Here is a 24,438-nt window from a genome sequence, read left to right on the forward strand (position 1 = left end):
GGGTTTCATCATGACGGCACTCGCTGGCTTGGTTCGATGTCAGGATTTTACCCAGCCGCAGGCGTCTCGGCCGAGGTTTTTAGAGGTGGCCTTAATAGCTGCCTTTGCATTTTCGCGAACACCGGAGTCAAGCCGAATATCTAACTTTGGATGAAAAGGGTCATTAACAGACCCAGCACTGTAAAAATGGAATTCGTGAACTGATGCAGCGCGCTTGTAAGCTGGAGTTCGAAATGCCATCTCCTGCCCATTCCAATGTGCTATCCGTCGCGTTTGATCACGCAATATTTTCCCACGAGAGAATACCGGCCCAAGTCCTGCAGCTTCTGCATTTCGTTGCGCACGCTCGTGCAGTATTTTCGGGCTGGAATCATTGTCCAGATACTCAAGATTCTTATGGACATCTACTGATATATGCACATCCGGAAATTCAATCAATCTTATTCCGATTGTCACACGTTCATACTCATACTCTCCAGCAACAAATCCCCCTTCAATACACAATCCAGGCTCAGCTGGAATTTCTTCGGCCTCACGAGCACGCAAGATAGTTGCTACACGATTCATTCGATTGACGAAGTCATCTTCTGGCAGAACACCGTAGACCTCTTGAATGAAAATATCTTCGTTCACCGGCACAAGCGACAACACCGTATAGCCTACCCTATCATCGGAGCCAATAATAATTTTTTGATTCAATCTCGCCCCATCAAGTACCTTTCCGAATAGCGGAAGCTTCGAAAAATTCCTCTCATTAAAAAACCTGCGCTCTTTGTCGATTTTCTTCATTCGCACGGAGATATATTCATCGAACCTCCCCAATTCCCCTTGTCGATATTCGATCGATGATTCAATCTCCGCCGGGCCATATACTAAAGTAGCATCATGCGGAACCTGCATTACAAGACGACCAAAGCAAATAGATCTAGTCTCGCTGAACATTGATTTTAGTTTGGGCGATATATTTTCCACAGCTCCTCCGGAAGCATCATCTACTGCTCGACGGCATCCTTCAATACAAAACAAAGCCAAGAAGGTCATTAGTAAATAAATTACAGATTTCCGAGATAAAGACGCCCTCATTATTTCGACCATCTCATTGTTGAGATAATCCGATATAGACAATAAATCGTTGCCGCGATCACCGACTCATTGCTATAGCTGGCCTGATGCTCGTATCCAGTCTGCCGGAACACTCCTTTGAATTTTCCACTTCTTAGTTGCGCATCTGCTGAGTATGTTGGAACCGTTTGATCTCCCGGCTCGGCTGGAGGCTGGAGGTGCGTTTTTAATAAAATCTTTTTCTCTGTTTTTTTCGACGATGCACTTGAATTTCTGAGATCCAGCCCCCCCTTTTCATCGTCACTGGCTATCTCTAGCGATGTCACGTCATCCGAAACAACATCTCCCTCGATTTTCCATATCACCTTATGCCAGGCGAGCCCTTTGGCATCGGCACCATAGTGGGCGTAGCTCTGATCATGATAAGTTTCAACAATCTGATTATGGAATCTTTTTGCTTCATCAATTAAATGAAATGTTCGCCTTAAGTTCCTCCCTGGCAAATTTGCCGGATTGAGCCAGTTTTTACGTAGAAGTCCATACCATTTATCGCTCGCCTTGTATATCTCCTCATAGGGATCTCCTTTCTGAGGAAAGCTTTTAATTACTTCGCTACCACGCGTCACTTGCAACCAATTATTCCCATATTCCTGAGAAGGAAGCAATTCCAGTCCGCCTTGAGAGTTTCCCAGAACAGCAGTCACATGGGGACCCGTTGCACCTAGAATTCTTGCCGAGGTATCGTCGCCTTCAAAACCGCACCGCATGCGCTTGTAAGCTGTTCCCGCTCCTATCGCGGGCATTACGCCATGTATTACACCAAGAACCTGATCGCCAATCTTACCCATTTCTGGATGAATTATTGCTCGCGCAACCAAGCCTCCCATCGAGTGTGTAATTAGAATTACCTTCTCACATTGGTAGCCCTGGCTCTGATACTTCTTCATCAACGCAGTTATCCTCTCAGCAGTTTCAATCCCAGAGTCCATGTTTCCTTGGAGCCAGTTATACCCCATTGCGTGTACAGGAAACCAACATCCTTTGACGGCATTGCGCAATGATGCTTCGTCCATTTTAGTCATAGATGAGCCTGGATGTGCCTCCCACTGGGAAGGATTAACATTGACGATTGACCGCATTAAATAGCCGTCTTTGAATTGATCGGAGAACACACCATTCAACCGCACCTCGCATTCGCTAAGAATTTTCTCATAGCTTCCAAAGAAAACTTCGCCCCACCCACGTTCACGCGCTTTTTCATCCCTAGTTTTTGCGTCGCTCGTTCCGGGCCTGTCGCTTTGCAGAAGTGGCCCATCAATACGTCTCCAACTTCCACCATACTGACTGGAAAAATGTGCAGCCTTGTTACGTATATTTGATGTTTCAATCGGGTTTCCGGTAATATTTATTTTGGGATCATAGGTATCAAGTTCGGTTTGGGATGGGTCAAAGCGCAATTGTCTTTCCGCTGCACTGTCCTCCTTCATCGGCACGGTTTCGAAAAGATTATCTGGTCGCCATGCAATATTATTTTTCTTCCCAAGGCTGGCCTGCCGTTCCGCGCTCATTCGCAAATTCGACCCCATGATACCTGGAATGAATATGATGGGAAGAACGCGCTTGGGTGGGATACTATGAACTTGAGGAGTCTTGTTCTGGCTAGGCGTGATGAAACCTTGGGCCAACTTTCCACCACTTTGCTCGGGTTTCGTTGGGAGCTTATAACCTGCTAGCTTTTGACCAGTCGCCATGATGCTTTCTCTGATATCAATATCGGTGATTTAATCGTCCAAAGCTTCAATCGTGTATTGCGCAAATGGGATATCTGAAGAGAAATCCTGAGTCATCCCGTCCTGATCCGTGCGCCCTTCGACAGTCTGTCCATCCTCTAGCGTGACGCGATACCGTTGATCTACCAAGGGCATTCCTGTACTCAAATCGACCATGCGCACACGCTGATCATGCTTAAGCACGCTTTCGGGCATATGCATCGTCATCCCTACACCGTCGCCAGCACTGGGAAATTCAAACTTGGATGCCTTAACCACAAAACCACCAGTGCATTGATGTGTGATCGCACCGTCGCCAAACACGACTTGGGCACCTTGCGTGACCAGTGTTATTCGGGGAGACTGCAGAACGATTTCCTCGGAAGCAGAGAGGACAATACGTTTCGCTGAAGTAATCTCCACATTCTCATCCTGCGCCTCGATTTCTACTTTCCCACTTGCCGCAACCAGCTTGGCGCCAATGGAATGCACAAATATGCTGATTCCCTGTAGTGCTTGGAGAAGCAATTTTCGGCCAGCCGATACCTGCGTATTCCCAACACTGAGAAGATCAATATGTGCTTGAGCACCAATTGCGACACCCGCCTGACTGCCGACCAGCACACCTGCCGGTGCCTCAATAGCGACGATCGGCTCGCCATTTGCTCCCGATGTCGACTGCCCTACCGCCTTAGTGCCGTCCTCCCACTTTTCGAGATGGTTTTTCAGCTGCATGAGCGACTCGCCTTCCGACACATCTGCTTCGTGCGCCTCAGCCAACTCGGCCAGCTGTTTTTGAATACTCGACAATGCGTCGAATAGACCAGTCAGTCCATCACGATCAAGCAGCCTTCCCGCAGCCCGCAGCGACGCATCCGCACTGATGAGAATCCCCTGCCCGCCCCGCAATGAAAGCGCTGCATCGGTGCGCAGCTCCGCACCTTCGCCACGTGGCTCGGCCGAACCATCCCGCCTCGGGTGTGTGAGGTAGCCGAGATTCAGCTGGCTGTGAGCGTGTTCGCTCCCAAGCTGCGCGCTGATCTGCCCCGGCGTGTCGTCCATGCGAAGCTGATTGGCCCGCACCCCCTGCCCTTCCTTGCTCACGATTCCAGACAAGTGCTTGTCGCCGGGAAGGGCACTATTGCGGCTGAACGAAGGCGACGGCGTCCGGGCGCCATGGACGTTGCCGATGACGAGGGGTTTGTCAGGATCGCCGCCCATGAACACCACGACCACCTCGTCGCCGACGCGCGGCAGCGAGATCGCTCCATACCCGTTACCCGCCCACCCTGAAGCAACGCGCAACCATGCCGAATCGCGGTCACTGCCGGAAGCGCCGGCACCATCCGCGTGCTCATGGTCTTCCGGACGGCACGCCGGAAAGCAGACCTTGATTCGGCCGCGCTCGTCGCAGTAGATTTCCTGGTTCGCAGGTCCGACCACGATGGCGGTCTGCGCTTCAGTCCGAGGCAAGTCGATACGCGGATCATAGGCAGGAACGATCGGGATTCCTCGCCGCACGCACGTAAAGCGGTTCGTGTAACGCACACCGCGTTCAGCGCTGGCCTGCAGCAAGGCGGCGCGATCGCTGCTCCAACGGTTCAGGGCGAACAGACGGCCAGCCTTTTCCTCGAGCGTCGTCGGCAGGTTGTTTTCGGCTTCCACCCGCAACTCGGTGCAGACGAATTCCCGCTGATCGGCTGGATGGGAATCGATTTCCGGATGCCCATCCATGCGACGCCATTGCCCGACCCGCATGTCCCGATCGCCGCTTTCCGCTTGAAAGAACTTGGCTTCGTATTCCTTGCGCTGCATGCGCAGCACCCCAAGGCTCCGATAATCGTCGCCATTGGCACCAGCATGGGGGGAATCGATCAGGTACTCATCGAGACTGGCCGCGAACTGGTTGCCCATCACGCCCTGATCGACGAGGCTCGTTTCCTGGCTATTCATGGACCACGTCTGGGCGTAATCCCAGCTACGGCGATTGACACGCCCAGCGGTCAGGTGACGTACCGCATGCCAGGAGGTAATACTGTCGCGCTGCTCGGTGCCGTGATCACGGTGGAAGCGCGCCGCACCGGCTGGATTCTGCTCCAGCGCGTTCGGGTTATCGACAAGGACCAGCGTATGGACCGGGACGTCGCTGCTTCCTCGCTCATTCGACGCGCCCGCCTTGATGAACCATGCAATACCCCGACGCTTCCAGAGACGCCGCAAGAAAGCCGCATTGGATTCGTTGTACTGCATCGTGAATTCGCGAGGCGGATACTGCTTCAACCCGCCCGATTCGAAATGAAATGCAGCCGCCGCGATCGGATTGGCCTGGCGCCACTCGCGCAAGATGATCTCGGTGATGTCGATCTCGTTGCGATTGCGGAAAACCCGTGTATTGCAGGTTTGCTCCAGCAGCGAAAAGGCGTCCCGAACCATCAACTGATAAGTCGCAAGCCCCCCGTCGCTCTGCCCCTCGATGACGCCGCCGATAATCCCGCACACGCTGCGAAGCTTGCCCGAGTCGGTCACGAACTGAAGTTCGACCGGATTGGCGATAAAGCGCTTGAGCTCCATGCCCGCCTGCAGGGAGACGCACTGCAGCGCATATTCAATTCCCCCGCAGATCGTCTCCACGCCGCTGACATATTTCACCAGCAGCAGATCGTCGACGATCCCCCTTGGTGTGGACAGACGCAGCCGTATGGCGCGGTTCATGTCGGTCAAACTACTGACCCCGGCGGCAAACTTATCGATGATCATGGTTTCCACCTCATGAATGAACAGTTCGCTAGTGCCTATGAGCAAAGCCGATCATAGCCACGGCAAATCACGATGAGGTTGATGGGGCGCAACTGCACCACTGGCAACGCGGTGGTACAGCAGCGCGCCGAACGGCTGAGCCGCAGATTCGGGGCGGTTGCCCCCGGCAGGGCGTTTCCGTCGTTGTAACGCGGAATTGCCCGCGCGGGGGCGCGTGGCTCGGGTGATTTGGCTACACTGATTGCACCGACTGCTGTCAATGCGCCCCGCGGCGCTGTGGTGACGCCATGCGCAATTTTTTCAACTCACACTGGAAAGTGATCCTCGCGATCCTGCTGGCGATCGTGCTGGCCATGCTGACCGTCGACACCACATCCGGCGCGCCCCCGCTGGCGGCGCGCCTCCAGGCACACACCCAGGCGCTGGCGTCCGCCGCGTCGGGCAAGCCGTACGGCGCACTGCGCCACGTCGAGGCGTCGCTGCGGCGCTACGGTTATGCCCCTCGCGTGCGACAGGGCGGCGACGCGGCGCATCCGGGCCGCAGCATCGAGGTGGCGGTGTCCAGGCTGGCGCCCGGCGAGCGCCCCGCCCGCACCTTCATCGTCGGCGCCCACCTCGATCAGGACACTCCTGCGGGGATCGCTGGCGCCGCCGCCGTGCTCGAGCTGGCGCGCGCGGCCAGGACGCTGCATCCCGCTTACGGCACCGAGGTCCGCTTCGTTTTTTTCGTGAACGATGAGCCGGCCGCAGCGGCGGACCGGCGCGCCATCGCAGCTCGCCGCGATGGCGGCAACTTCATGGCCTTCATTGGAACGCGCGAATCGTCGACCCGGGTGCGCCAGGCGCTGGCCGCCTTGCGCAACGATCCGATGCAAGCCCGGCAAGGACTGGCGGCGCCGGCCCACGTGATGGGGCTGACCCTGTCGGGGCATGGCGGCGGACCGGAAGACGGGCCTGCGCTGGTGATCACCGACGCCGGCTTCCTTCGCTTTCCTTATTTCCACGCCGAGGCGGCACCCGGCCAGGAGCAAGACCAGGCCCATGAGCGGCCGCAGGACCGCAACGACTACCACGGCATGGCGCGCATCGTCGGCGGCCTGTCCCGCACCCTGGAGGCGCTGGCCGGCGCCGTCGAGATCTAGGCCCTACTCGGCCACCCCCCTATTCGGCCAGGAACATCTCTTGCAGGTCGTTCAGGAAGCGCTGCCCCAGCTCGGTCGGCTTGATCAGCTTGTGGTCGCGGTAGATCAGGCCTTTCGCCTCGGCCTCGTTGAGCGCCTTCGTGATCGCACCGATGTTCATGCCGGTGCGCTCGCCGAACAGGTTCGGATCGAAGCCGCCGGTCAGGCGCAGCGCGTTGAGCATGAACTCGAAGCCCATGTCGGCGCGGCCGATCTCGTGTTCTTCCTGCACCGGATTGCCGCGCTTCGCGGCCTCGATGAAGGATGCGGGCTGCTTGAAGCGCGCCTGGCGCAGCACGCGGTGCGGGAACGAAAGCTTCGAGTGGGCCCCGGCGCCGATGCCGAGGTAGTCGCCGAACTTCCAGTAATTCAGGTTGTGGCGCGCGCGCCGGCCCGGCTGGGCATAGGCCGAGACCTCGTAATGCTCGTAGCCCGCGGCGCCGGTCACCTCGGCGATCATGTCCTGCATGTCGGCGGAGAGGTCGTCGTCCGGGAGCGCCGGCGGATACTTGGCGAACACCGTGTTCGGCTCCATCGTCAGGTGGTACAGCGACAGGTGCGGCGGCGCGAACGCCAGCGCCGTCTCCAGGTCGCGCCGTGCTTCGTCGAGCGTCTGCGACGGCAGCGCGTACATCAGGTCGAGGTTGAAATTCTCGAAGGTGTTCTTCGCGATCTCGACCGCGCGCAAGGCTTCGCTTCCGTCATGGATGCGGCCCAGCGCCTTCAGGTGCGCCGGGTTGAAACTCTGGATGCCGATCGACAGCCGGTTGATGCCGCTCGCGCGGTAGCTCTTGAAGCGCTCGGCCTCGAAGGTGCCCGGATTGGCTTCCATCGTGATCTCGGCGTCCAGCTCCAGCGGCAGCAGCGTGCGCAGGTCGGACATCAGGCGGTCCAGGCCGGCCGCCGACATCAGGCTCGGCGTGCCGCCGCCGATGAAAACGGTGTGGATCTTGCGGCCCCAGATCAGCGGCAGCGACTGCTCCAGGTCGAGGCGCAGCGCGTCCAGGTAGGCCTGCTCGGGCAGCTCGCCCTTCGATTCGTGCGAGTTGAAGTCGCAGTACGGGCATTTGCGCACGCACCAGGGCCAGTGCACGTACAGCGACAGCGGCGGCAAGGCGGCAAGGTTGAGTGCGCCCGGCTGCAGGTATTGCAGCGCGGCGCTGGCCGGCGAACGCGGCTCGCTCGGCCCAGGGGCCGCAACTTTAATCGGGATCATGTCAGGCGGACTTCAGTTTCTCGACCAGCGCGCGCAGCGCCTGGCCGCGGTGGGACAGCGCGTTCTTCTCGATCGGCGCCAGCTCGGCCGTGGTCTTGCCGAGCGACGGGATCAGGAAATGCGGATCGTAGCCGAAGCCGTTCTCGCCGCGCGGGCTGGCGATGATCTCGCCGTTCCAACGGCCGTCGGCGATCACCGGCTGCGGATCGTCCGGATGGCGCACGTAGACCAGCACGCAATAGTAATAGGCCGATTTGTCGCCGAGTCCCGCCAGGTCGGACACCAGCTTCTGGTTGTTGCGGGCGTCCGACTTCGGCTCACCGGCAAATCGCGCCGAATGCACGCCCGGCGCGCCGCCCAGCGCGTTCACGCACACGCCCGAATCGTCGGCCAGCGCCGGCAGTCCGGTCAGGCGCGACGCGTGGCGCGCCTTGGCCAGCGCGTTCTCGACGAAGGTGCCGAACGGCTCTTCCGCCTCCGGCACGTCGAATTCGCCCTGCGGATGCAGCTCGAACCCGATGGGGCCGAGCAGCTGGGCGAATTCCTTGAGCTTGCCGGCGTTGTTGGAGGCGAGGATCAGGCGTTGGGTCATGGTAAGCGGGTGGGATTGAATGAGCCAGCTATTTTACCGGCTTCACACACGCCATGCAGGTCACAGGAGCCGTAGCGATTGCTTCTGCAGGTGGATCAGGTCGGCGATGCCGTGCTGCGCCAGGTCCAGCAGGCGGTTCATGCCGGCGCGGTCGAACGCCGCGCCCTCGGCCGTGCCCTGCACCTCGATGAAGTGGCCCGTCTCGGTCATCACCACGTTCATGTCGGTATCGCAATCCGAATCCTCCGGATAGTCGAGGTCGAGCACCGGCATGCCGCGGAACACGCCCACCGACACCGCGGCCACGAAATGGCGCACCGGGACCGCCGGGATCATGCCGGCCGCCACCAGTTTATCGAAGGCGTCATGGGCCGCCACCATGGCGCCGGTGATGCTGGCCGTGCGGGTGCCGCCGTCGGCCTGGATCACGTCGCAATCGAGGTGCAGGGTGCGCTCGCCGAACGCTTCGAGGTCGAACGCCGCGCGCAGCGAGCGGCCGATCAGGCGCTGGATTTCCTGGGTGCGGCCGCTCTGCTTGCCGCGCGCGGCTTCGCGGTCCATGCGACTGTGGGTCGAGCGCGGCAGCATGCCGTATTCGGCGGTCAGCCAGCCCTGGCCCTTCCCTTTCAAGAAGCCCGGCACCTTCTCTTCGATGCTGGCGGTGCAGATCACCTTGGTGTCGCCGAACTCGATCAGCACCGAGCCTTCGGCGTGACGCGTGTAGTTGCGCGTGATGGTGATGGGACGCAGTTGGTCGACCGCGCGGCCGCTGGGGCGCTGTTCAAATGTCATGACGGTTGCTTTCGTGTTTATCGGGTGTCTACTTGATGACCTGGGATGACTTTTCGATCGCCGCACGGATCTCGGCGATCGCTTTTTCGATGTCGTCGTCGCCGAACGCGTCCGCGCCGCCCGGGGCCGCTTCGTCCCCGACGATGGTCGACCTGACCATGTCCTCGCCCAGCAGCTGGGTCGAGATCACATCGGGCAGCCCCGCATGCGCGGTGTCGGCGCCCTGCCAGGCGATGGCCAGCGCGGTCGTGTTGTCGGCCTGGGCGCCGCCGACGGCGACCGCCGTCTGCACCATCCCGGGCACGGCCTGCACCACGCTGCCGGTCGCCAGGCGATGCACGATCTCGGCCTCGGGCAACATCGACCACAGGCCGTCGGAGCACAGCAGCAGCACGTCGCCCGGCTGCAGGCTGACCTGGTGCGACAGCTCGATCTTCGGCGCGCCAGAGGCGCCCAGGCAGTTGTACAGCTTGTTGCGGTCGGGATGGGTCGCGCGCTCGCTCGGATCGGCGCGGCCGCGGTCGACCAGGTACTCGAAATGCGAATGGTCGCGCGTGCGCGCCAGCACCTGGTTGCGCCGCACCCAGTACAGGCGCGAGTCGCCGGCATGCGCCCACACCGCGCAGTTGTGCTGCACCAGGCAGGCCACGACGGTCGTGCGCGGCATCTCGGGCAGGCCGTGGGTGGCGGCATGGGCCTGGATGTCGTGGTGGGCCTGCAGCAGCGCTTCTTCCAGGAAGCGCTCCGGCCGTTTGACGTAGGGACGCGCCTGCATGCGGAACATCATCGACACCGTCTGCAGCGCGATGGTCGCGGCGATCTCGCCGTGCGCGTGTCCGCCCATGCCGTCGGCCAGCAGGAGCAGCAGCGAATCGCGCGTGAAGCAATAGCCCATGCGGTCCTGGTTGACCTTGCGGCCGCCGATATGGCTTTGCTGGTAAACGGAAAATTGCATGATTACCCCTGGCCGCGCCCGAATGCGCCGAGACGGTCGACGAGTCCGCGCCAGCCGCCGCGCGCCGCTGCCGACGCCGCCGCGCGCGGCGCCGCCGGGGTGGCCTGCAGCGCTTTCTGGATGGCGAACACGCTCTGCGGACGGGCGAGCGGATCGAGCGCCAGGCAGGCTTGCACGAGGTCGATCAGCTCGGGCGAATAGCGGCCCACCAGCCGGTCCAGCTGCTCGGCCAACCCGTCGCCGGCGCGGCGCGCCTCGACCGACTGCGGGGTCGCGCAGCTCATGCAGGCCAGCATGGCGGCGCCCAGGCTGTAGATATCGGTCCACGGCCCGAGGCTGGCGCCGCGCGTGGACAGCTCGGGCGCCGCGAAACCCGGCGTGTACATCGGCGCCAGCATCGGCGCATCGCTGTGCAGGGTCTGGCGCGCGGCGCCGAAGTCGAGCAGCAGCGGCGAACCGTCGGACCGCAGATAAATATTGGCCGGCTTGAGGTCGAGGTGCAGCAGCTTGTTGGCGTGCACCTCGCGCAGGCCGGCGCACACGCCCGTAAATACCTGGCGCACGAACTGCTCGCCGAGGCGCCCGCCCTTGGCCGCGGCGCGCGCGATGTGTTCCTGCAGCGAGTGGCCGGATTCGTAGGCCATGACCATGTATACGGTGTCGTGGGCGCGAAAGAAGTTCAGCACGCGCACCACGTTCGGGTGCACGATGCGCGCCAGCGCCCTGCCCTCTTCGAAGAAACACTTGAGGCCGATACGGAACACGGCCAGGTGCGGCTTGGCGACGACGGGCACCAGTTCGCCCGGCTGGCGCAGCGCGAGCGCGCTCGGTAAATACTCCTTGATGGCGACCGCATTGCCTTCGCCGTCATAGGCAAGGTAAACAATACTGAACCCACCGGACGCGATTTTCTTTACAATGCGGTATCCGGCAATGTCCAGCCCATCGGGCAGGGGAGCGTTATTCTGTGCAGCCATCCAATTGGGTTTCCTTGCTAAACAGGGCGATTGTGTGGATAAATGTCGGCTTTGTAAAGAATAAAAACCGGGGATCCCATTGAGCATTTCAAGCATGACAGGTTACGCGGTCGCCACCAGCGAAGGCGCTGCAGGAACCCTCACGATCGAAATCAAGAGCGTCAATTCGCGCTTCCTCGATCTCCAGTTCCGTATCAATGACGATTTGCGCGCGCTGGAACCCGACCTGCGCTCGGCGATCATGGCCGCGATCACGCGCGGCAAGGTCGAGGTTCGCCTGTCGTTCGGCCGCAAGGCCAGCGGCGGCTCCTCGGCGCTGAACCAGGAACTGCTGGCCGACCTCGCCCGCCTGCAGGGCGAAGTGACGCGTCACTTCGCGCAGGCGTCCCCGATGACGGTGGCCGAGCTGCTGCGCTGGCCCGGCGTCGTCGAAGAATCGACCATCGGCCAGGAGTCGCTCCAGGCGGACGTGGCCGCCCTCACCGCCACCACCATCGCCGCCTTCGTCGACAGCCGCAAGCGCGAAGGCGCGGCGCTCGAAACGATGCTGCAATCGCGCATCGAATCGATGGAAGCGATCGTCAAGCGCATCACGCCGCTCATTCCGCAAGTCATTTCGCAATTCCAGCACAAGGCCATCGAGCGCATGCAGGACGCCCTGGGCCTGGCCGGCCACGGCAATCCGTCGACGCTCACGCGCCAGGAAGTACTGGAACGGATCCGGCAAGAAGTGACGCTGTACGGCATCCGCATCGACGTCTCCGAAGAGCTGTCGCGCCTGTCGGCCCACCTGAACGAAACCCGCCACATCCTCAAGAAAGGCGGCCAGGTCGGCAAGCGCCTCGACTTCATGATGCAGGAACTGAACCGCGAAGCGAACACGCTGGGCGCCAAGGCCTCGGTCAAGGAACTGGCGGATGCGTCGATGGAACTGAAACTGCTCATCGAGCAGATGCGTGAACAGGTGCAGAATCTGGAGTGATCCGGCTGACGTTGTTCAGCCCGTGGATTTATTTTTTTGTTAGCCCCAAAACGTCGTTCCCGCGAAGGCGGGAACCCAAGTTGTTCAGCGTCTCGATAGCGCTGGCAACTTAGGTTCCCGCCTACGCGGGAACGACGTATTTATGCTAGCGTGATTGTCATCATTATCGCGGCGCGCACTCGCGACGAAACGTATTAACAAAGGAACCACCATGCTCCCACACGCCTTCTCCGGCAGCCTGTTCATCGTCGCCGCCCCGTCCGGCGCCGGCAAGTCGAGCCTGGTCAACGCCCTGCTGGCGCAGGAACCCGGCATCAAGCTGTCGATCTCGACCACGACCCGCCCGCCGCGTCCGGGCGAACAGGATGGCGAGCATTACCACTTCACCAGCGCCGAGGATTTCGTCACCCGCGCCGAGCGCGGCGAATTCCTGGAATGGGCCGAGGTGCACGGCAATTACTATGGCACGAGCCGCCTGACCGTCGAACAGGAAATGAAGAACGGCACCGACATCCTGCTTGAGATCGACTGGCAGGGTGCGCGCCAGGTGAAGAAATTATTCCCGGACGCGGCCGGCATTTTCATTCTGCCGCCGTCGATCGAGGCGCTGGAAGAACGCCTGCACAAGCGGGGCACCGACGAGCCGCACATCATCACGCGCCGCCTGCTGGCGGCCGGCGGCGAGATGGCTCACGCTCCGGAGTTCGAATATGCTATCATCAACGAAGAGTTTAACGTCGCCCTGGCCGAACTGCAGGCGATTATCAAAGCGACACGTTGCCGGTTTGCCCAACAGGCCGCCCGTAGCGCTACGCTGTTTGCCCAACTGGGAATCCACGCGCATCAAACCTGATCGGCGCGCCAATCTGGCGTGCTTTTCACCGTTGGTGCGTTGTACCATTGGCGCGCTCTAGCGTTGTCATTCCCGCGTTTTGAAACGAATTTTTGCACATCAGGAGCACACACATGGCCCGCATTACCATCGAAGACTGCCTCAAGAACATCCCGAACCGGTTCCAGCTGACCCTGGCCGCTACCTACCGTGCTCGTCAGTTGCTGCAAGGCCACACCCCGAAGGTCGAAGCCAAGGATAAGCCGACCGTCATCGCCCTGCGCGAAATCGCCGCCGGCAAAGTCGGCGTGGAAATGCTGAAAAAAGTACCGATGTAATTCCCTTCGGGGTTGCCTGGATTAGCGTCATCCCGTCTTCTGTTATTCTGTACCTACTACGGCTTGACGATTAACGTAATGAACCTGTCTCCGGATTCGACCAATTCACGCAACCCTGCTGCTCCACGCGAGCGGCGCGCCGACAATCGTCCGCCCGATTACCTCGAGCCCGTCGCTCCCGGCGTGGCATCGGTCACGCAGCTGATCTCGATGCTGTCCGAGTACCTCACGCCGGCCGAACTCAAGAAAGTCAAGGAAGCCTACCGCTTCTCCGACGAGATGCACCTGGGCCAGGTGCGCAAGTCGGGCGAACCCTATATTTCCCATCCGATCGCCGTCGCCGAGATCTGCGCCGAGTGGAAGCTCGATGCGCAAGCCATCATGGCTGCCCTGCTGCACGACGTGATTGAAGACCAGGACGTCAAGAAAGACGAGCTGATCGAGCGCTTCGGCGCCCAGGTCGCCAACCTCGTCGATGGCCTGTCCAAGCTCGAGAAGATCGAGTTCCAGAGCCAGCTCGAAGCGCAGGCGGAAAACTTCCGCAAGATGCTGCTGGCGATGGCATCCGACGTGCGCGTGATCCTGATCAAGCTGGCCGACCGCCTGCACAATATGCGCACCCTGGGCGTCATGGTGCCGGCCAAGAAGCGCCGCATCGCCGGCGAGACGATGGAAGTGTACGTGCCGATCGCCCACCGCCTCGGCCTGAACAATATCTACCGCGAACTGCAAGACCTCTCGTTCTCGCACCTGTACCCGCTGCGCTACCAGACGCTGTCGAAGGCGATCAAGGCCGCGCGCGGCAACCGCCGTGAGGTGGTCAAGAAGATCCTCGAGTCGGTCAAGAACCAGCTGGCCTCGAGCGGTCTGCAGTTCGAAGTCGACGGCCGCGAAAAGACGCTGTACGGCATCTATAAAAAGATGCGCAACAAGCACCTGTCGTTCTCGCAAGTGCTGGACGTGTATGGCTTCCGCGTCGTCGTCGACAGCGTGCCCAACTGTTACGTGGCGCTCGGCACCCTGCACGCGCTGTACAAGCCGATGCCCGGCAAGTTCAAGGACTACATCGCGATCGGCAAGATCAACGGCTACCAGTCCCTGCACACCACCCTGATCGGCCCCTACGGCACCCCGGTCGAATTCCAGATCCGCACGCAAGAGATGCACCGCACCGCCGAGAGCGGCGTGGCGGCGCACTGGCTGTACAAGACGGGCGACTCCAACATCACCGACCTGCAGCACCGCACCCATGCCTGGCTGCAGTCGCTGCTCGACATCCAGCAGCAGACCGGCGACTCGGCCGAGTTCCTCGAACACGTGAAAGTCGACCTGTTCCCGGATTCGGTCTATGTCTTCACGCCCAAGTCGAAGATCATCGCCCTGCCGCGCGGCGCCACGGCGCTGGATTTCGCCTACTCGATCCACACCGGCATCGGCGACCACACGGTGGGCGTCAAGATCAACAACGAAGACCAGCCGCTGCGCACCGAGCTGCACAACGGCGACATCGTCGAGATCATCACCGACCCGGAATCGCGTCCGAGCCCGACCTGGCTCACCTTCGTTCGCACCGGCAAGGCGCGCTCGGCGATCCGTCACCACCTGCGCCTGATCGACGTCAACGAATCGGTCGAGCTGGGCCAGGAATTGCTGGCCCAGGCGCTCGCGGTGCGCAATATCAAGCCGGACCTGCCGGACGCCGTCATCGAGCGCCTGCTGGCCGAGACCTCGGCCAAGTCGATGGAAGAGATGTATGCCGACATCGGCATCGGCAAGCGCATGCCGGCCCTGGTGGCGCGCCACATCTTCGGGCTGATGGAAGGCGACCCCGAACTGCTGCCGTCGAGTAAGCCCCTGCCGGCCAGCGAGATCGCGCCGGTCACGATCTACGGCAGCGAAGGCGTGGCGGTGCAGTTGGCGGCCTGCTGCCTGCCGATCCCGGGCGACCAGATCACCGGCCAGCTGCGGCGCGACCAGGCGCTGGTGGTGCACACCTGCGACTGCCTGCCGGCCAAGCGCATCCGCGCCAAGGAGCCGGATCGCTGGATCGCGGTGCAATGGGGCGACGAACTCAACCGCCGCTTCGACTGCCGCATCCGCCTGTTGATCAACAACGAAAAAGGCATTCTCGCCCGCGTGGCCGCCGAAATCGGCGAGTCGGACGCCAACATCACCTATGTGGGCATGGACGAGGATGACGAGCACAGCATGACGCAGCTGCGCTTCACGATCCAGATCAAGGATCGGGTGCATCTGGCGCAGCTGATTCGCAATCTGCGCAGGGTGGCGGGAGTGAACCGGGTGGAGCGGGAGCGGTCGTGACTGGCGGCCGCGCCAATATCGTCCACCCTGCGTTGTCCACCCTATGCCGGCAACTTCGATAGCCTGAGAATACTGTCGAAAGCCGCGCACGCACCCGCGCACGCGTCGGCAATCTCGTCCGGCGACTTCACGTGCTGCTTCAACGCCAGCATGAATGCGCGCCAGCGCGGCCCCGGGCCTTCGTCGGCCCCGCGCAGGTAACGCAGCGGATGCGGGGCGAGCCGCTCCGAGAGCTTCCCGTACAACACCTTCCCGCCCAGCTGCGAGCCCTCGACCACGTACGCCACGCCCCAGCGGTAGGCGGCGCTGGCATCGCGTGGCCAGGCATGCGGGCCGGACGGCGCACGCACCGGCGGCATGCCGGGCTCGTCCAGATCGGCATCGATCAGCTCCAGCCGCCCCACCGCCGGCAACGCCTGTTGCGGACCATCGCCGAAACCATCGAGCCAGACCTGCAGCGGCGCCAGCCAGTCGCGCACCATCGTGAGGTGCGTGGCATAGTCATGCAGATCGGGAGCGGGGCCGGACAGGGGCAAGCCGCCGTCGAGGCGCTCGTGGCGTGCAGAAGTGGCGGCGCGCAGCGCGGCCAGGGCGTCCACATCGGGCGCGGATTGTAGAGGTCGATTCATGACCGCATCTTAGCAGCGAACCAGGGCCTCAGTCGGCCACGGGTTCGGGATAATCGACCGACAAAATCTCCAGTTCGTCCATGCCGAGCGGCGTCTGCAACGGCACCACGTCGCCCTCGCGGCACTTGGTGAGTGCGCGCGCCACTGGCGACACCCAGCTGATCTTGCCCTTCAAAGGATCGAGCTCGTCCACGCCGACGATGGTGACGGTGTGTTCATCGCCGGCCTTGTTGATGTAGCTCACCGTTGCGCCGAAAAAGACCTGGTCGTTACCGTAATGGACAGTCGGGTCAACGACGAAGGCCGAATCCATGCGCTTGGTGAGAAAGCGGATGCGGCGGTCGATCTCGCGCAGGCGGCGCTTGCCGTAGATGTAGTCGCCGTTCTCGGAGCGGTCGCCGTTCGAGGCGGCCCAGTGAACGATGCGCACCACCTCGGGCCGGTCGACGTCGATCAGCTGCAGCAGCTCGTCCTTGATGCGCTGGTAGCCGGCCGGGGTGATGTAGTTCTTGGCGCCGGCGGGAATCGCCTGCGCCAGCGCCAATGCTTCTTCGTCGTCCTCGTTGTCCGACTCTTTGACAAATGCCTTATTCATGACCTTATTGTAACGAGACTTGGCATTGCCTGCGCCGGGATTCGCGTGCTTTTATCGTATGATGCAGACAAGCCAGAAGGGCACCTCGAAAAACCGTCGCGAGCGGCAGCAGATTCGGTCGAGAAGCGCAGCTGTACTCGAGTACAGCGAGCATCGCAGACCTACGCGGCCCGACCGAATCTGCAACGCGCAGCAGGTTTTTCGACGTGCCCAAAAGCAGTGCGCGAAAAAAAAGAAGCAACGAGACAAAACAATGAGCCTGCCCTCCTCTTTCCACACCGAACACCCACCCTCGTCCGGCCTGGTCTACCGGTTCGTCCTGCACCCCGACGGCAGCACCAGCTTCGCCTGCCTGAACGAAGGCTGCAGCGCGCTGCTCGGCATCGCGCCCGGCGAGCTGCAGGACGATCCGGCCTTGTTCGAACGCCTGATCCTGCCGGAAGACCGCCGCGCCTACCACGAGGCGATGCAGGCGTCGGCCACCGCCCTGGCGGCCTGGAACTGGGAGGGACGGATCCGCATCCCGGTCTGGAACGACGTCAAGTGGATCAACCTGCGCGCCACTCCGCACCCCCGCGAGGACGGCGCGGTTCAGTGGGACGGCATCATGACCAATATCACGGCAAGCAAGCAGGAGCAGGAAGAATCGCACCGTTCGCGCGAGCGCCTGGCCGAGCTGACCGCGCATATCGAGCAGGCCAAGGAAGACGAGCGCACCCGCATCGCGCGCGAGATCCACGACGACCTGGGCGGCAACCTCACCGCGATCAAGATGGCGCTGGCCATGCTGTCGGCGCGCCTGCCGCCCGACCAGCCGGAACTGACCGACAAGGCGAACTACGTCGACGGCCTGGTCGACCGCACGATCGAGGCGGTGCACCGCATTTCGCTCGACCTGCGCCCGAGCACGCTCGACCTCGGCATCGTCGCCGCACTGGAATGGCAGGCGCGCGAGTTCGAAAAGCAGATGGGGACCGCCGTCATCATGCGCTGTCCGGACAAAGACCTGGAGCTCGCGCCCGACCACGCGAGCGCGCTGTTTCGCATCTTCCAGGAAGCGCTCACGAATATCGCCAAGCATGCCGGCGCGACACGGGTCACGGTGTCGCTGCGGCGCCAGCGCAACCTGCTCACCCTGTCGATCTGCGACAACGGCCGCGGCATCCAGCCGGCCGACCGCCTCAAGCCGCAATCGTTCGGCCTGCGCGGCATGAGCGAGCGCGCCAGCGCACTCGGAGGCACGCTGGCCTTGTCGTCCGCGCCCGGAGGTGGCACGATGGTGACCATCAAGACCAGGCTGGCATCCAGGACCTCCGCGCAGCAGGCGGCGGCCCGCGAAGCGGCGCAAGAACAAGAATGACCGAAAAAGTACATATCCGCGTTTTCATCGCCGACGACCATGCCATCGTACGCGAGGGCCTGAAGCAGATCCTGGCCGAACAGCGCGACATCAACGTCGCCGGCGAAGCTGAAAATGGCGTCGACGCCGCCCGGCTGGTGGGCAAGTCCAAAGCCAATGTGATGCTGCTCGATATCTCGCTGCCCGACCGCAACGGCATCGACGTATTAAAGCAGATCAAGAAGGACAAGCCCGAACTGGCGGTGCTGATGCTGTCGATGCACCGCGAAGACCAGTACGCGATCCGCGCGCTGAAGGCCGGCGCGTCCGGCTACCTGACCAAGCAGAGCGCGCCGCGCGAACTGGTGACGGCCATCCGCCAGGTGGCGGGCGGCCAGAAATACGTGAGCGCGGCGCTGGCCCAGACCCTGGCCAGCTCGATCGGCGCGGACCACGAAGCGCCGGTGCACGAAGGCCTGTCCGACCGCGAGTACCAGACCCTGACCATGATCGCCTCCGGCATGACGGTCAGCGAGATCGCGCGCGAGCTGTCGCTGTCGGTCAAGACCGTCAGCGAATACCGCGCCCGCTTGTTGGTCAAAATGAAACTCAAGACCAGCGCCGAGCTGACGACCTACGCCATCCGTAACGGTTTGGTCGACTAAAGAACCTATCCCGGTAGGTGAGAGTCGTTCCTGCCGCGCCTGGCAAGCGTGCGCTGCGTTGCTCGTCGTTGCATGGCTCGCCATGCGGCCTCCTCGCGCCTTGCTCACGCCTGCCATGCATCGGCATGAACTTCCTCCCACCTACCGGGATAGGTTCTAAATCTCACATTCCGTTGCGCCACGGCGGCCACCGGCACGCGCAAGGGCTGTGTTACCGTTTTTTAATTGATGCTCGGCAAAGAAGCTGATTATCATGTGGCCAATCCCGCACATTCGTCACTGCGCAGCCATCCATGTCCATCCCGCCTACTCCTGCCGCGCCCGCCGTCAACCAGCCAGCCACCCCTGCTGCGGGTTCTGCTGCCGGTTCTGCTGTGAATCCTGCTGAAACCGCACGCGAGGCCTTCCGCCGCCTCGCCGCGCGCCGCCTCGCGCCGACGCCGGACAACTACCGCGCCATCTATGACGAGATCGCCGGCACTCCACCGGCGCCGCCCGCACCGGCGCCGGATGCGGGCGCGGTCGAGGTGCTGGCCGGCTTCGCACGGCGCATGGCCGAGACGCCGGGCGAGCTTTCCGAGCATGGCCGCCGCATGGCGCGCGCGGTCAAGCTGGAAGACTGGGGCGGCTACACCCAGGCGCTGGGGCAGATACTCGAGCGCCACCTGCGCCGCAACACGCCGGTGATGGCCCTGGGCGACGAGGAACCGGACACGGTCCTGCTGCGCGAGATGCTGGCGCGCACCCTGTCCTTCGCCTGCGCCTCGCTGCTCAGCGGCGACGCCGAACTGTCGGCCGAGGCCGAAGCGCTCGGCGCGGCGGTCAAGACCGCCGTCGGCGAATCCGAGCTGCAGCACATCGCGGCGCGCCTGAAGCAATTGTGCTTCCAGATCGAACTACGCAAGGACGACGGCGCCGAACGGCAGGAACTGCTGTTGCGCCTGTTCCGCCTGCTGCTCGACAATATCGAAGGCCTGCTCGACGACGACAACTACATGCACGGCCAGGTGCTGGTGGTGCAGGAACTGATCAAGGGCCCGCTCGACACGCGCGCGCTCGAAGACGCCACCCGAGGCCTGAAGGACGTGATCATCAGGCAGGGCCATCTCAAGCATGGCATCGACGGTGTGCGCGGCGCGATGAAGAACATGATGATGACCTTCATCGATCGCCTCGGCTCGGCCGCCGCGTCCACGAGCGACTACCATGCCAGGCTGGGCGGCTTCTCGGAACGCATCGGCAAGGCCACGGACGTGAACCAGATCAACGGCGTGCTCGACGAAGTGCTGCGCGAGATGCGCAACGCCCAGGACGAGGCGCTGGCGTCGCGTGACCGCATGGTCGGCGCGCATCAAGAGGTGCAGGAAGCCGAGCAGCGCATCCGCGAGCTGGAAGCCGAGCTGCAGCATATGAGCGAGCTGGTGCGCGAAGACCAGCTGACCGGCAGCCTGAACCGCCGCGGCCTGGACGACGTGTTCGAACGCGAGAGCGCGCGCGCCGACCGCCGAAAGACGCCGCTGTGCGTGGCCCTGCTCGACCTCGATAACTTCAAGCGGCTCAATGACACCTATGGCCATGTGGCGGGCGACGGCGCGCTCAGGCACCTGGTGAAGGTGGTGCGCGAGACCCTGCGCTCGATGGACGTGATCGCCCGTTTCGGCGGCGAGGAATTCCTGATCCTGCTGCCGGAGACCACGGTCGACGCGGCGGCGGCGGCCATGGTGCGGGTGCAGCGCGAGCTGACCCGGCATTTCTTCTTGCACGATAACGAGAAGATGCTCATCACTTTCTCGTGCGGGGTGGCGCTCCGGGCGCCCAACGAAGACCAGGCTTCGCTGATGGCGCGCGCCGACAAGGCGATGTACCAAGCCAAGAATAGCGGGAAGAATCGGGTGGTGATCGCGGATTGAACCTGGCCCTGCCGAATTTATACTGCGCTGCAACTTTCCAATCTTTCGAGCAGCCAGTCCATGCCCATCCTGCATCGCACCCAGACCCTGACCGCGCTCAAGCCTCGCTTCGTCGAGCGGTTTCGCTGCATCGGCGCCAGTTGCGAGGACACCTGCTGTTCCGGCTGGACGGTGCATGTCGACAAGAAAACCTACAAGGCCTACCGCAAGGAATCGGTCCCGGCGCTCGATCGCATGATGGCCAATATGACGCGCCTGGAAGGGATGGGCGATCGCGCCTATGGGGCGATCAGGACGGTCGGCGAGCAGGAGCAATGCCCAGCGCTCCACGACGGCATCTGCTCGGTACAGGCCCACCTCGGCGCATCCTACCTGCCCGAAGTCTGCCACGAATACCCGCGCACCAGCCGCAGCGTGGACGGCCAGGTCGAGCAGGCGATCACGCTTTCCTGCCCCGAAGCGGCGCGCCTGGCCCTGCTTGCCGAAGACGCCTTCGATTTCGTCGAGGCCCCGATCCATGTCCGCCAGTCGGCCGTGCTCGGCGTCGGGCCACGTTGCGGCGTGCCCCCGGCGCTCATGGCCGAGATCCGCATCTTTTGCCTGAACCTGTTGCGTACCCGCGAGCTGACCCTGTGGCAGCGCCTGGCGCTGCTGGGGGCGTTCTGCGACATGCTGAGCGGGGTGTGCGAACGTGGCGAGCAACAGACCATTCCCGCCATGATCGGCGACTTCGTGCGCCTGGTCGAGGACGGCGGGCTGGTCGCGACGCTCGACCTGATCCAGCCCGACCATGATGCCCAGGCCATGGTGTTCGCCACCTTGTGGGCCACCAAGGGTTTCGAATCCACGTCACCGCACGAGCAGGCGCTGATGCGCCAGGTCGCCGCCAGGTTCGGCGCCGACGCCCAGGGCCAGGTCAGCGCCGAGCGGCTGGTCGGCGCCTACCGGCGCGGCCTGGGGCGCCTCGACGCGGCCCTGGCGGCCGCCCCGTGGCTGCTCGAGCATTACCTGGTAAACGAGGTGTTCTCCGAGCTGTTCCCGTTCAATGGGGCTACCCCCTATCACAGCTATGTGCAGTTGATGGCGCGCTTCGGCCTGTTGCGCCTGATCCTCGCGGTGCAATGCAATACCGAGGGCGACGTGCCGCCGCTCGCCACCATGGTCTCGACCGTACAACTGCACTGCCGGCGCTTCCAGCATGTGCCCGGGTACACCACGCGCGTCAACAACTCACTGCACGACAGCGGCTGGGCGGAGCTGGGCAAGTTGTACACATTGCTCAAGACCTGAGCCGGACCGATGGCGCTGCCCGGGCGGCAAGGCCGCTCCGGTGTCGATTCCGCCGGTTCGGCGAGCGCGATGAACCCTATAAATAAATTTATTTTTACCCTCAAGTTCTCTTTTTGCCTGCCGCTAAGGGGCGCGGTCGTTGGCCGCACTCCTGCTACAGGCCATCTTTTTCGACAGGCGGCCCTAAACTTTTTCCATAGGGCACCGTTACCAGCAATAACAGCGGTTTGAACGTCACGGAACAGCGCGACGGACCAAAGTACACAGCAGCAAGGTCGCTGCACCCTGAAAGACCACGTCTCTGGAGTAGACACCATGGCATCCGTAATCAACACCAACGTCGCATCCCTCAACTCGCAGCGCAACCTGGCTACCTCGCAGTCGCAGCTGAACACCTCGATCCAGCGCCTGTCGTCGGGCCTGCGCATCAACAGCGCCAAGGATGACGCCGCCGGTCTCGCGATCTCCGACCGCATGCAGTCGCAGATCAAGGGCATGACGCAAGCCACCCGCAACGCCAACGATGCCGTATCGATGGCGCAAACCGCCGAAGGCGCCCTGTCGAGCTCGGGCGACATCCTGCAGCGTATCCGTGAGCTGGCAGTGCAGTCGTCGAACTCGTCGAACTCGTCCAGCGACCGCAAGGCCCTGCAAACCGAAGTTACCCAACTGACCTCGGAACTGAACCGCATCTCGAACACCACCGAATTCAACGGCCAGAAGCTGATGGACGGTTCGATGGGCACCGCGAACTTCCAGGTCGGCGCCAACGCAGGCCAGCTGATCTCGATGACCGGCTCGAACTTCACCACCTCGACCTACGGCAACAACAGCACCGACGTCGCAGCCAAGGCCACTAACGCCAGCTCGGCCAACGGCGTGGTGGCCGGCACCGTGACCATCAACGGCTCGCAAGGTTCGAAGGCCATCAACGTCGGCGCCGGGGATACCGCCAAGGCCACCGTTGACAAGATCAACACCGTCAGCGGCGATACCGGCGTGACCGCCACCGCCAAGACCGACGCCAACCTGGAACTGCTGGCGAACGAGTCGTACACGTTCACGATGCAGTCGGATAACGCCACTGCGGTGACGATCTCGTTCTCGGTGGGCACCAACGACGCCAACGGCCATGCCGGTGCGATCAGCGCCTTCAATGCCCAGTCGGCAAAGACCGGCGTCACCGCATCGTATGACTCAACCAACGGCGGCATCAAGCTGAGCCACGCCGACGGCAACGACGTCAAGCTGAAGAACACCTCGACCGGCGCCGCTGCGGGCGACGCCATGCTGGCGACCTACACCACCGCCGGCGCGCTGAGCGCTCAAGCTGAAACGAACGGCGCCAATGGCGCTACCGCGATGGGCAAGATCACCATGGACTCGGACAAGAGCTTCTCGGTGGTCGACGCGACCACCACCATGGGCCTGGGCGGCAATTCGGCGCTGAAGGCGGTGGCCGACCTCGACATCAGCACCTTCGAAGGCGCACAGGCCGCCATCAAGACCGCCGATGCCGCACTGTCCGCCGTGAACAGCCAGCGCGCAGAATACGGCGCACTGCAGTCGCGCTTCGAATCGGCGATCTCGAACCTGTCGTCGTCGACCGAGAACCTGTCGGCATCGCGCAGCCGCATCGTCGATACCGACTTCGCAGCCGAAACCGCGAAGATGACCCGCGGCCAGATCCTGCAGCAGGCCGGCACCTCGATGCTGGCCCAGGCCAACTCGCTGCCGAACGGCGTCCTGTCGCTGCTGCGTGGCTAATCGCTAACGAGCGGTAACGACAACGCGAAGTAAGCGGTTCCTCGGCTGGAGAAATTCAGCCGGGGAATTTTTACTAGGGGAATCGACATGCACATCCAATCATTGGGTTCGTCGCCCGCAACGAAACTGGACGACCGTCCGGTTGCGGTGGCCGGGCAGCCTGCGCCTGCGGACCGCCAGCCGGCCACGGATGCGCCAGCCTCCGTACCGGTCACCATATCGGGCACCGTATCGGGAAGGGACGCGGTGTCGGCAGCCGTGAAGAAACTCAACGAGGCCATGCCGCCTTCGGCCCAGAGCCTGGAATTCGAGATCGACGAGGGCAGCAAGGAGGTCGTCGTCAAGATCATCGACCAGAGCACCAAGGAGGTGGTTCGCCAGATCCCTACCGAGGAAGCCCTGGAAATGGCCAGGTCGATCGACAAGATGCAGGGATTGCTGATCCGGCAAACCGCCTGAACTTCCGTA

At 62.3% G+C, this 24,438-nt stretch carries 21 protein-coding genes; 11 read left to right on the top strand and 10 right to left on the bottom strand.

Annotation, left to right across the window (positions count from 1 at the left end):
- Positions 1 to 39 precede the first annotated feature (39 nt).
- From ACZ9AQ_RS18230 to ACZ9AQ_RS18240, 3 genes are read right to left on the bottom strand one after another with little or no spacing between them, the layout of a single operon-like run.
- On the bottom strand, positions 40 to 1,095 hold the full coding sequence (locus tag ACZ9AQ_RS18230) for a T6SS immunity protein Tli4 family protein (protein WP_429206002.1): 1,056 nt from the start codon (positions 1,093 to 1,095) through the stop codon (positions 40 to 42).
- Positions 1,083 to 2,813: an esterase/lipase family protein gene (locus ACZ9AQ_RS18235; protein WP_429206004.1), complete on the bottom strand. Its 1,731-nt coding sequence runs from the start codon at positions 2,811 to 2,813 to the stop codon at positions 1,083 to 1,085. Before ACZ9AQ_RS18235 ends, ACZ9AQ_RS18230 begins: the two co-directional genes overlap by 13 nt.
- A gap of 30 nt (positions 2,814 to 2,843) precedes the next feature.
- Positions 2,844 to 5,588, bottom strand: coding sequence for a type VI secretion system Vgr family protein (locus ACZ9AQ_RS18240; RefSeq protein WP_429206006.1), 2,745 nt, complete (start codon positions 5,586 to 5,588; stop codon positions 2,844 to 2,846).
- Positions 5,589 to 5,875: 287 nt separating this feature from the next.
- Here ACZ9AQ_RS18240 and ACZ9AQ_RS18245 point away from each other — a divergent pair, with 287 nt between their 5' ends.
- The gene (locus ACZ9AQ_RS18245; RefSeq protein WP_429206008.1) at positions 5,876 to 6,730 is read left to right on the top strand and encodes a zinc-binding metallopeptidase family protein; all 855 of its coding nucleotides are present in this window, start codon (positions 5,876 to 5,878) and stop codon (positions 6,728 to 6,730) included.
- Between the two features lie 19 nt (positions 6,731 to 6,749).
- Here ACZ9AQ_RS18245 and hemW read toward each other — a convergent pair whose 3' ends face one another.
- Genes hemW through ACZ9AQ_RS18270 form a run of 5 tightly spaced genes read right to left on the bottom strand, consistent with a single transcriptional unit; the run spans position 6,750 to position 11,301 of the window.
- A complete protein-coding gene (hemW, locus tag ACZ9AQ_RS18250; RefSeq protein ID WP_429206010.1) occupies positions 6,750 to 7,985 on the bottom strand; it encodes a radical SAM family heme chaperone HemW in 1,236 nt (411 codons plus the stop codon).
- Between the two features lies 1 nt (position 7,986).
- Positions 7,987 to 8,577, bottom strand: a complete 591-nt coding sequence (rdgB, locus tag ACZ9AQ_RS18255; protein ID WP_429206012.1) for an RdgB/HAM1 family non-canonical purine NTP pyrophosphatase — start codon at positions 8,575 to 8,577, stop codon at positions 7,987 to 7,989.
- Positions 8,578 to 8,637: 60 nt separating this feature from the next.
- Complete coding sequence (gene rph, locus ACZ9AQ_RS18260) at positions 8,638 to 9,369, bottom strand: ribonuclease PH (protein WP_429206014.1); 732 nt, start codon at positions 9,367 to 9,369, stop codon at positions 8,638 to 8,640.
- A 28-nt stretch (positions 9,370 to 9,397) separates the two neighbouring features.
- Positions 9,398 to 10,324: a PP2C family protein-serine/threonine phosphatase gene (locus ACZ9AQ_RS18265; RefSeq protein WP_429206016.1), complete on the bottom strand. Its 927-nt coding sequence runs from the start codon at positions 10,322 to 10,324 to the stop codon at positions 9,398 to 9,400.
- 2 nt (positions 10,325 to 10,326) lie between these two features.
- A complete protein-coding gene (locus ACZ9AQ_RS18270) occupies positions 10,327 to 11,301 on the bottom strand; it encodes a serine/threonine protein kinase (RefSeq protein WP_429206018.1) in 975 nt (324 codons plus the stop codon).
- A gap of 94 nt (positions 11,302 to 11,395) precedes the next feature.
- Here ACZ9AQ_RS18270 and ACZ9AQ_RS18275 point away from each other — a divergent pair, with 94 nt between their 5' ends.
- From ACZ9AQ_RS18275 to ACZ9AQ_RS18290, 4 genes are all read left to right on the top strand, one after another.
- On the top strand, positions 11,396 to 12,283 hold the full coding sequence (locus ACZ9AQ_RS18275; protein WP_429206020.1) for a YicC/YloC family endoribonuclease: 888 nt from the start codon (positions 11,396 to 11,398) through the stop codon (positions 12,281 to 12,283).
- A 211-nt stretch (positions 12,284 to 12,494) separates the two neighbouring features.
- Complete coding sequence (gene gmk, locus ACZ9AQ_RS18280; protein WP_429206022.1) at positions 12,495 to 13,136, top strand: guanylate kinase; 642 nt, start codon at positions 12,495 to 12,497, stop codon at positions 13,134 to 13,136.
- Positions 13,137 to 13,249: 113 nt separating this feature from the next.
- Positions 13,250 to 13,453 carry a DNA-directed RNA polymerase subunit omega gene (gene rpoZ / locus ACZ9AQ_RS18285; RefSeq protein ID WP_429206024.1) on the top strand — a complete coding sequence of 68 codons (204 nt, stop codon included), beginning with the start codon at positions 13,250 to 13,252 and terminating at the stop codon, positions 13,451 to 13,453.
- A gap of 78 nt (positions 13,454 to 13,531) precedes the next feature.
- Entirely contained in the window at positions 13,532 to 15,775 is a 2,244-nt protein-coding gene (locus tag ACZ9AQ_RS18290; protein WP_429206026.1) for a RelA/SpoT family protein, read from the top strand.
- Positions 15,776 to 15,816: 41 nt separating this feature from the next.
- On the opposite strand, the gene ACZ9AQ_RS18295 is transcribed toward ACZ9AQ_RS18290, so the two are convergent.
- Together ACZ9AQ_RS18295 and greB are read right to left on the bottom strand one after the other, a co-directional pair.
- The gene (locus ACZ9AQ_RS18295; protein WP_429206028.1) at positions 15,817 to 16,404 is read right to left on the bottom strand and encodes a biliverdin-producing heme oxygenase; all 588 of its coding nucleotides are present in this window, start codon (positions 16,402 to 16,404) and stop codon (positions 15,817 to 15,819) included.
- A gap of 28 nt (positions 16,405 to 16,432) precedes the next feature.
- Positions 16,433 to 16,999, bottom strand: coding sequence for a transcription elongation factor GreB (greB, locus tag ACZ9AQ_RS18300; protein WP_429206030.1), 567 nt, complete (start codon positions 16,997 to 16,999; stop codon positions 16,433 to 16,435).
- A gap of 253 nt (positions 17,000 to 17,252) precedes the next feature.
- Here greB and ACZ9AQ_RS18305 point away from each other — a divergent pair, with 253 nt between their 5' ends.
- From ACZ9AQ_RS18305 to ACZ9AQ_RS18330, 6 genes are all read left to right on the top strand, one after another.
- Complete coding sequence (locus tag ACZ9AQ_RS18305; protein WP_429206032.1) at positions 17,253 to 18,359, top strand: sensor histidine kinase; 1,107 nt, start codon at positions 17,253 to 17,255, stop codon at positions 18,357 to 18,359.
- Positions 18,356 to 19,003, top strand: a complete 648-nt coding sequence (locus ACZ9AQ_RS18310; protein WP_429206034.1) for a response regulator — start codon at positions 18,356 to 18,358, stop codon at positions 19,001 to 19,003. The genes ACZ9AQ_RS18305 and ACZ9AQ_RS18310 overlap by 4 nt, the downstream gene beginning before the upstream one ends.
- Before the next feature lie 293 nt (positions 19,004 to 19,296).
- Positions 19,297 to 20,913: a sensor domain-containing diguanylate cyclase gene (locus ACZ9AQ_RS18315; RefSeq protein WP_429206036.1), complete on the top strand. Its 1,617-nt coding sequence runs from the start codon at positions 19,297 to 19,299 to the stop codon at positions 20,911 to 20,913.
- 60 nt (positions 20,914 to 20,973) lie between these two features.
- On the top strand, positions 20,974 to 22,203 hold the full coding sequence (fliB, locus tag ACZ9AQ_RS18320; RefSeq protein ID WP_429206038.1) for a flagellin lysine-N-methylase: 1,230 nt from the start codon (positions 20,974 to 20,976) through the stop codon (positions 22,201 to 22,203).
- A 315-nt stretch (positions 22,204 to 22,518) separates the two neighbouring features.
- A complete protein-coding gene (locus tag ACZ9AQ_RS18325; RefSeq protein WP_429206039.1) occupies positions 22,519 to 23,970 on the top strand; it encodes a flagellin N-terminal helical domain-containing protein in 1,452 nt (483 codons plus the stop codon).
- An 87-nt stretch (positions 23,971 to 24,057) separates the two neighbouring features.
- The gene (locus tag ACZ9AQ_RS18330) at positions 24,058 to 24,429 is read left to right on the top strand and encodes a flagellar protein FlaG (RefSeq protein WP_429206041.1); all 372 of its coding nucleotides are present in this window, start codon (positions 24,058 to 24,060) and stop codon (positions 24,427 to 24,429) included.
- Positions 24,430 to 24,438: the final 9 nt, after the last annotated feature.

Source organism: Massilia sp. UYP34 (assembly GCF_056279385.1).

Coding starts and splice junctions, on each gene's coding strand:
- ACZ9AQ_RS18310 (WP_429206034.1), top strand. CDS start 18,356: ATGACCGAAAAAGTACATATCCGCGTTTTCATCGCCGACGACCATGCC.
- gmk (WP_429206022.1), top strand. CDS start 12,495: ATGCTCCCACACGCCTTCTCCGGCAGCCTGTTCATCGTCGCCGCCCCG.
- ACZ9AQ_RS18305 (WP_429206032.1), top strand. CDS start 17,253: ATGAGCCTGCCCTCCTCTTTCCACACCGAACACCCACCCTCGTCCGGC.
- ACZ9AQ_RS18240 (WP_429206006.1), bottom strand. CDS start 5,588: ATGATCATCGATAAGTTTGCCGCCGGGGTCAGTAGTTTGACCGACATG.
- ACZ9AQ_RS18265 (WP_429206016.1), bottom strand. CDS start 10,324: ATGCAATTTTCCGTTTACCAGCAAAGCCATATCGGCGGCCGCAAGGTC.
- rdgB (WP_429206012.1), bottom strand. CDS start 8,577: ATGACCCAACGCCTGATCCTCGCCTCCAACAACGCCGGCAAGCTCAAG.
- rpoZ (WP_429206024.1), top strand. CDS start 13,250: ATGGCCCGCATTACCATCGAAGACTGCCTCAAGAACATCCCGAACCGG.
- ACZ9AQ_RS18330 (WP_429206041.1), top strand. CDS start 24,058: ATGCACATCCAATCATTGGGTTCGTCGCCCGCAACGAAACTGGACGAC.
- fliB (WP_429206038.1), top strand. CDS start 20,974: ATGCCCATCCTGCATCGCACCCAGACCCTGACCGCGCTCAAGCCTCGC.
- ACZ9AQ_RS18235 (WP_429206004.1), bottom strand. CDS start 2,813: ATGGCGACTGGTCAAAAGCTAGCAGGTTATAAGCTCCCAACGAAACCC.
- hemW (WP_429206010.1), bottom strand. CDS start 7,985: ATGATCCCGATTAAAGTTGCGGCCCCTGGGCCGAGCGAGCCGCGTTCG.
- rph (WP_429206014.1), bottom strand. CDS start 9,369: ATGACATTTGAACAGCGCCCCAGCGGCCGCGCGGTCGACCAACTGCGT.
- ACZ9AQ_RS18270 (WP_429206018.1), bottom strand. CDS start 11,301: ATGGCTGCACAGAATAACGCTCCCCTGCCCGATGGGCTGGACATTGCC.
- ACZ9AQ_RS18295 (WP_429206028.1), bottom strand. CDS start 16,404: ATGAATCGACCTCTACAATCCGCGCCCGATGTGGACGCCCTGGCCGCG.
- ACZ9AQ_RS18290 (WP_429206026.1), top strand. CDS start 13,532: ATGAACCTGTCTCCGGATTCGACCAATTCACGCAACCCTGCTGCTCCA.
- ACZ9AQ_RS18315 (WP_429206036.1), top strand. CDS start 19,297: ATGTCCATCCCGCCTACTCCTGCCGCGCCCGCCGTCAACCAGCCAGCC.
- ACZ9AQ_RS18230 (WP_429206002.1), bottom strand. CDS start 1,095: ATGGTCGAAATAATGAGGGCGTCTTTATCTCGGAAATCTGTAATTTAT.
- ACZ9AQ_RS18325 (WP_429206039.1), top strand. CDS start 22,519: ATGGCATCCGTAATCAACACCAACGTCGCATCCCTCAACTCGCAGCGC.
- ACZ9AQ_RS18245 (WP_429206008.1), top strand. CDS start 5,876: ATGCGCAATTTTTTCAACTCACACTGGAAAGTGATCCTCGCGATCCTG.
- ACZ9AQ_RS18275 (WP_429206020.1), top strand. CDS start 11,396: ATGACAGGTTACGCGGTCGCCACCAGCGAAGGCGCTGCAGGAACCCTC.
- greB (WP_429206030.1), bottom strand. CDS start 16,999: ATGAATAAGGCATTTGTCAAAGAGTCGGACAACGAGGACGACGAAGAA.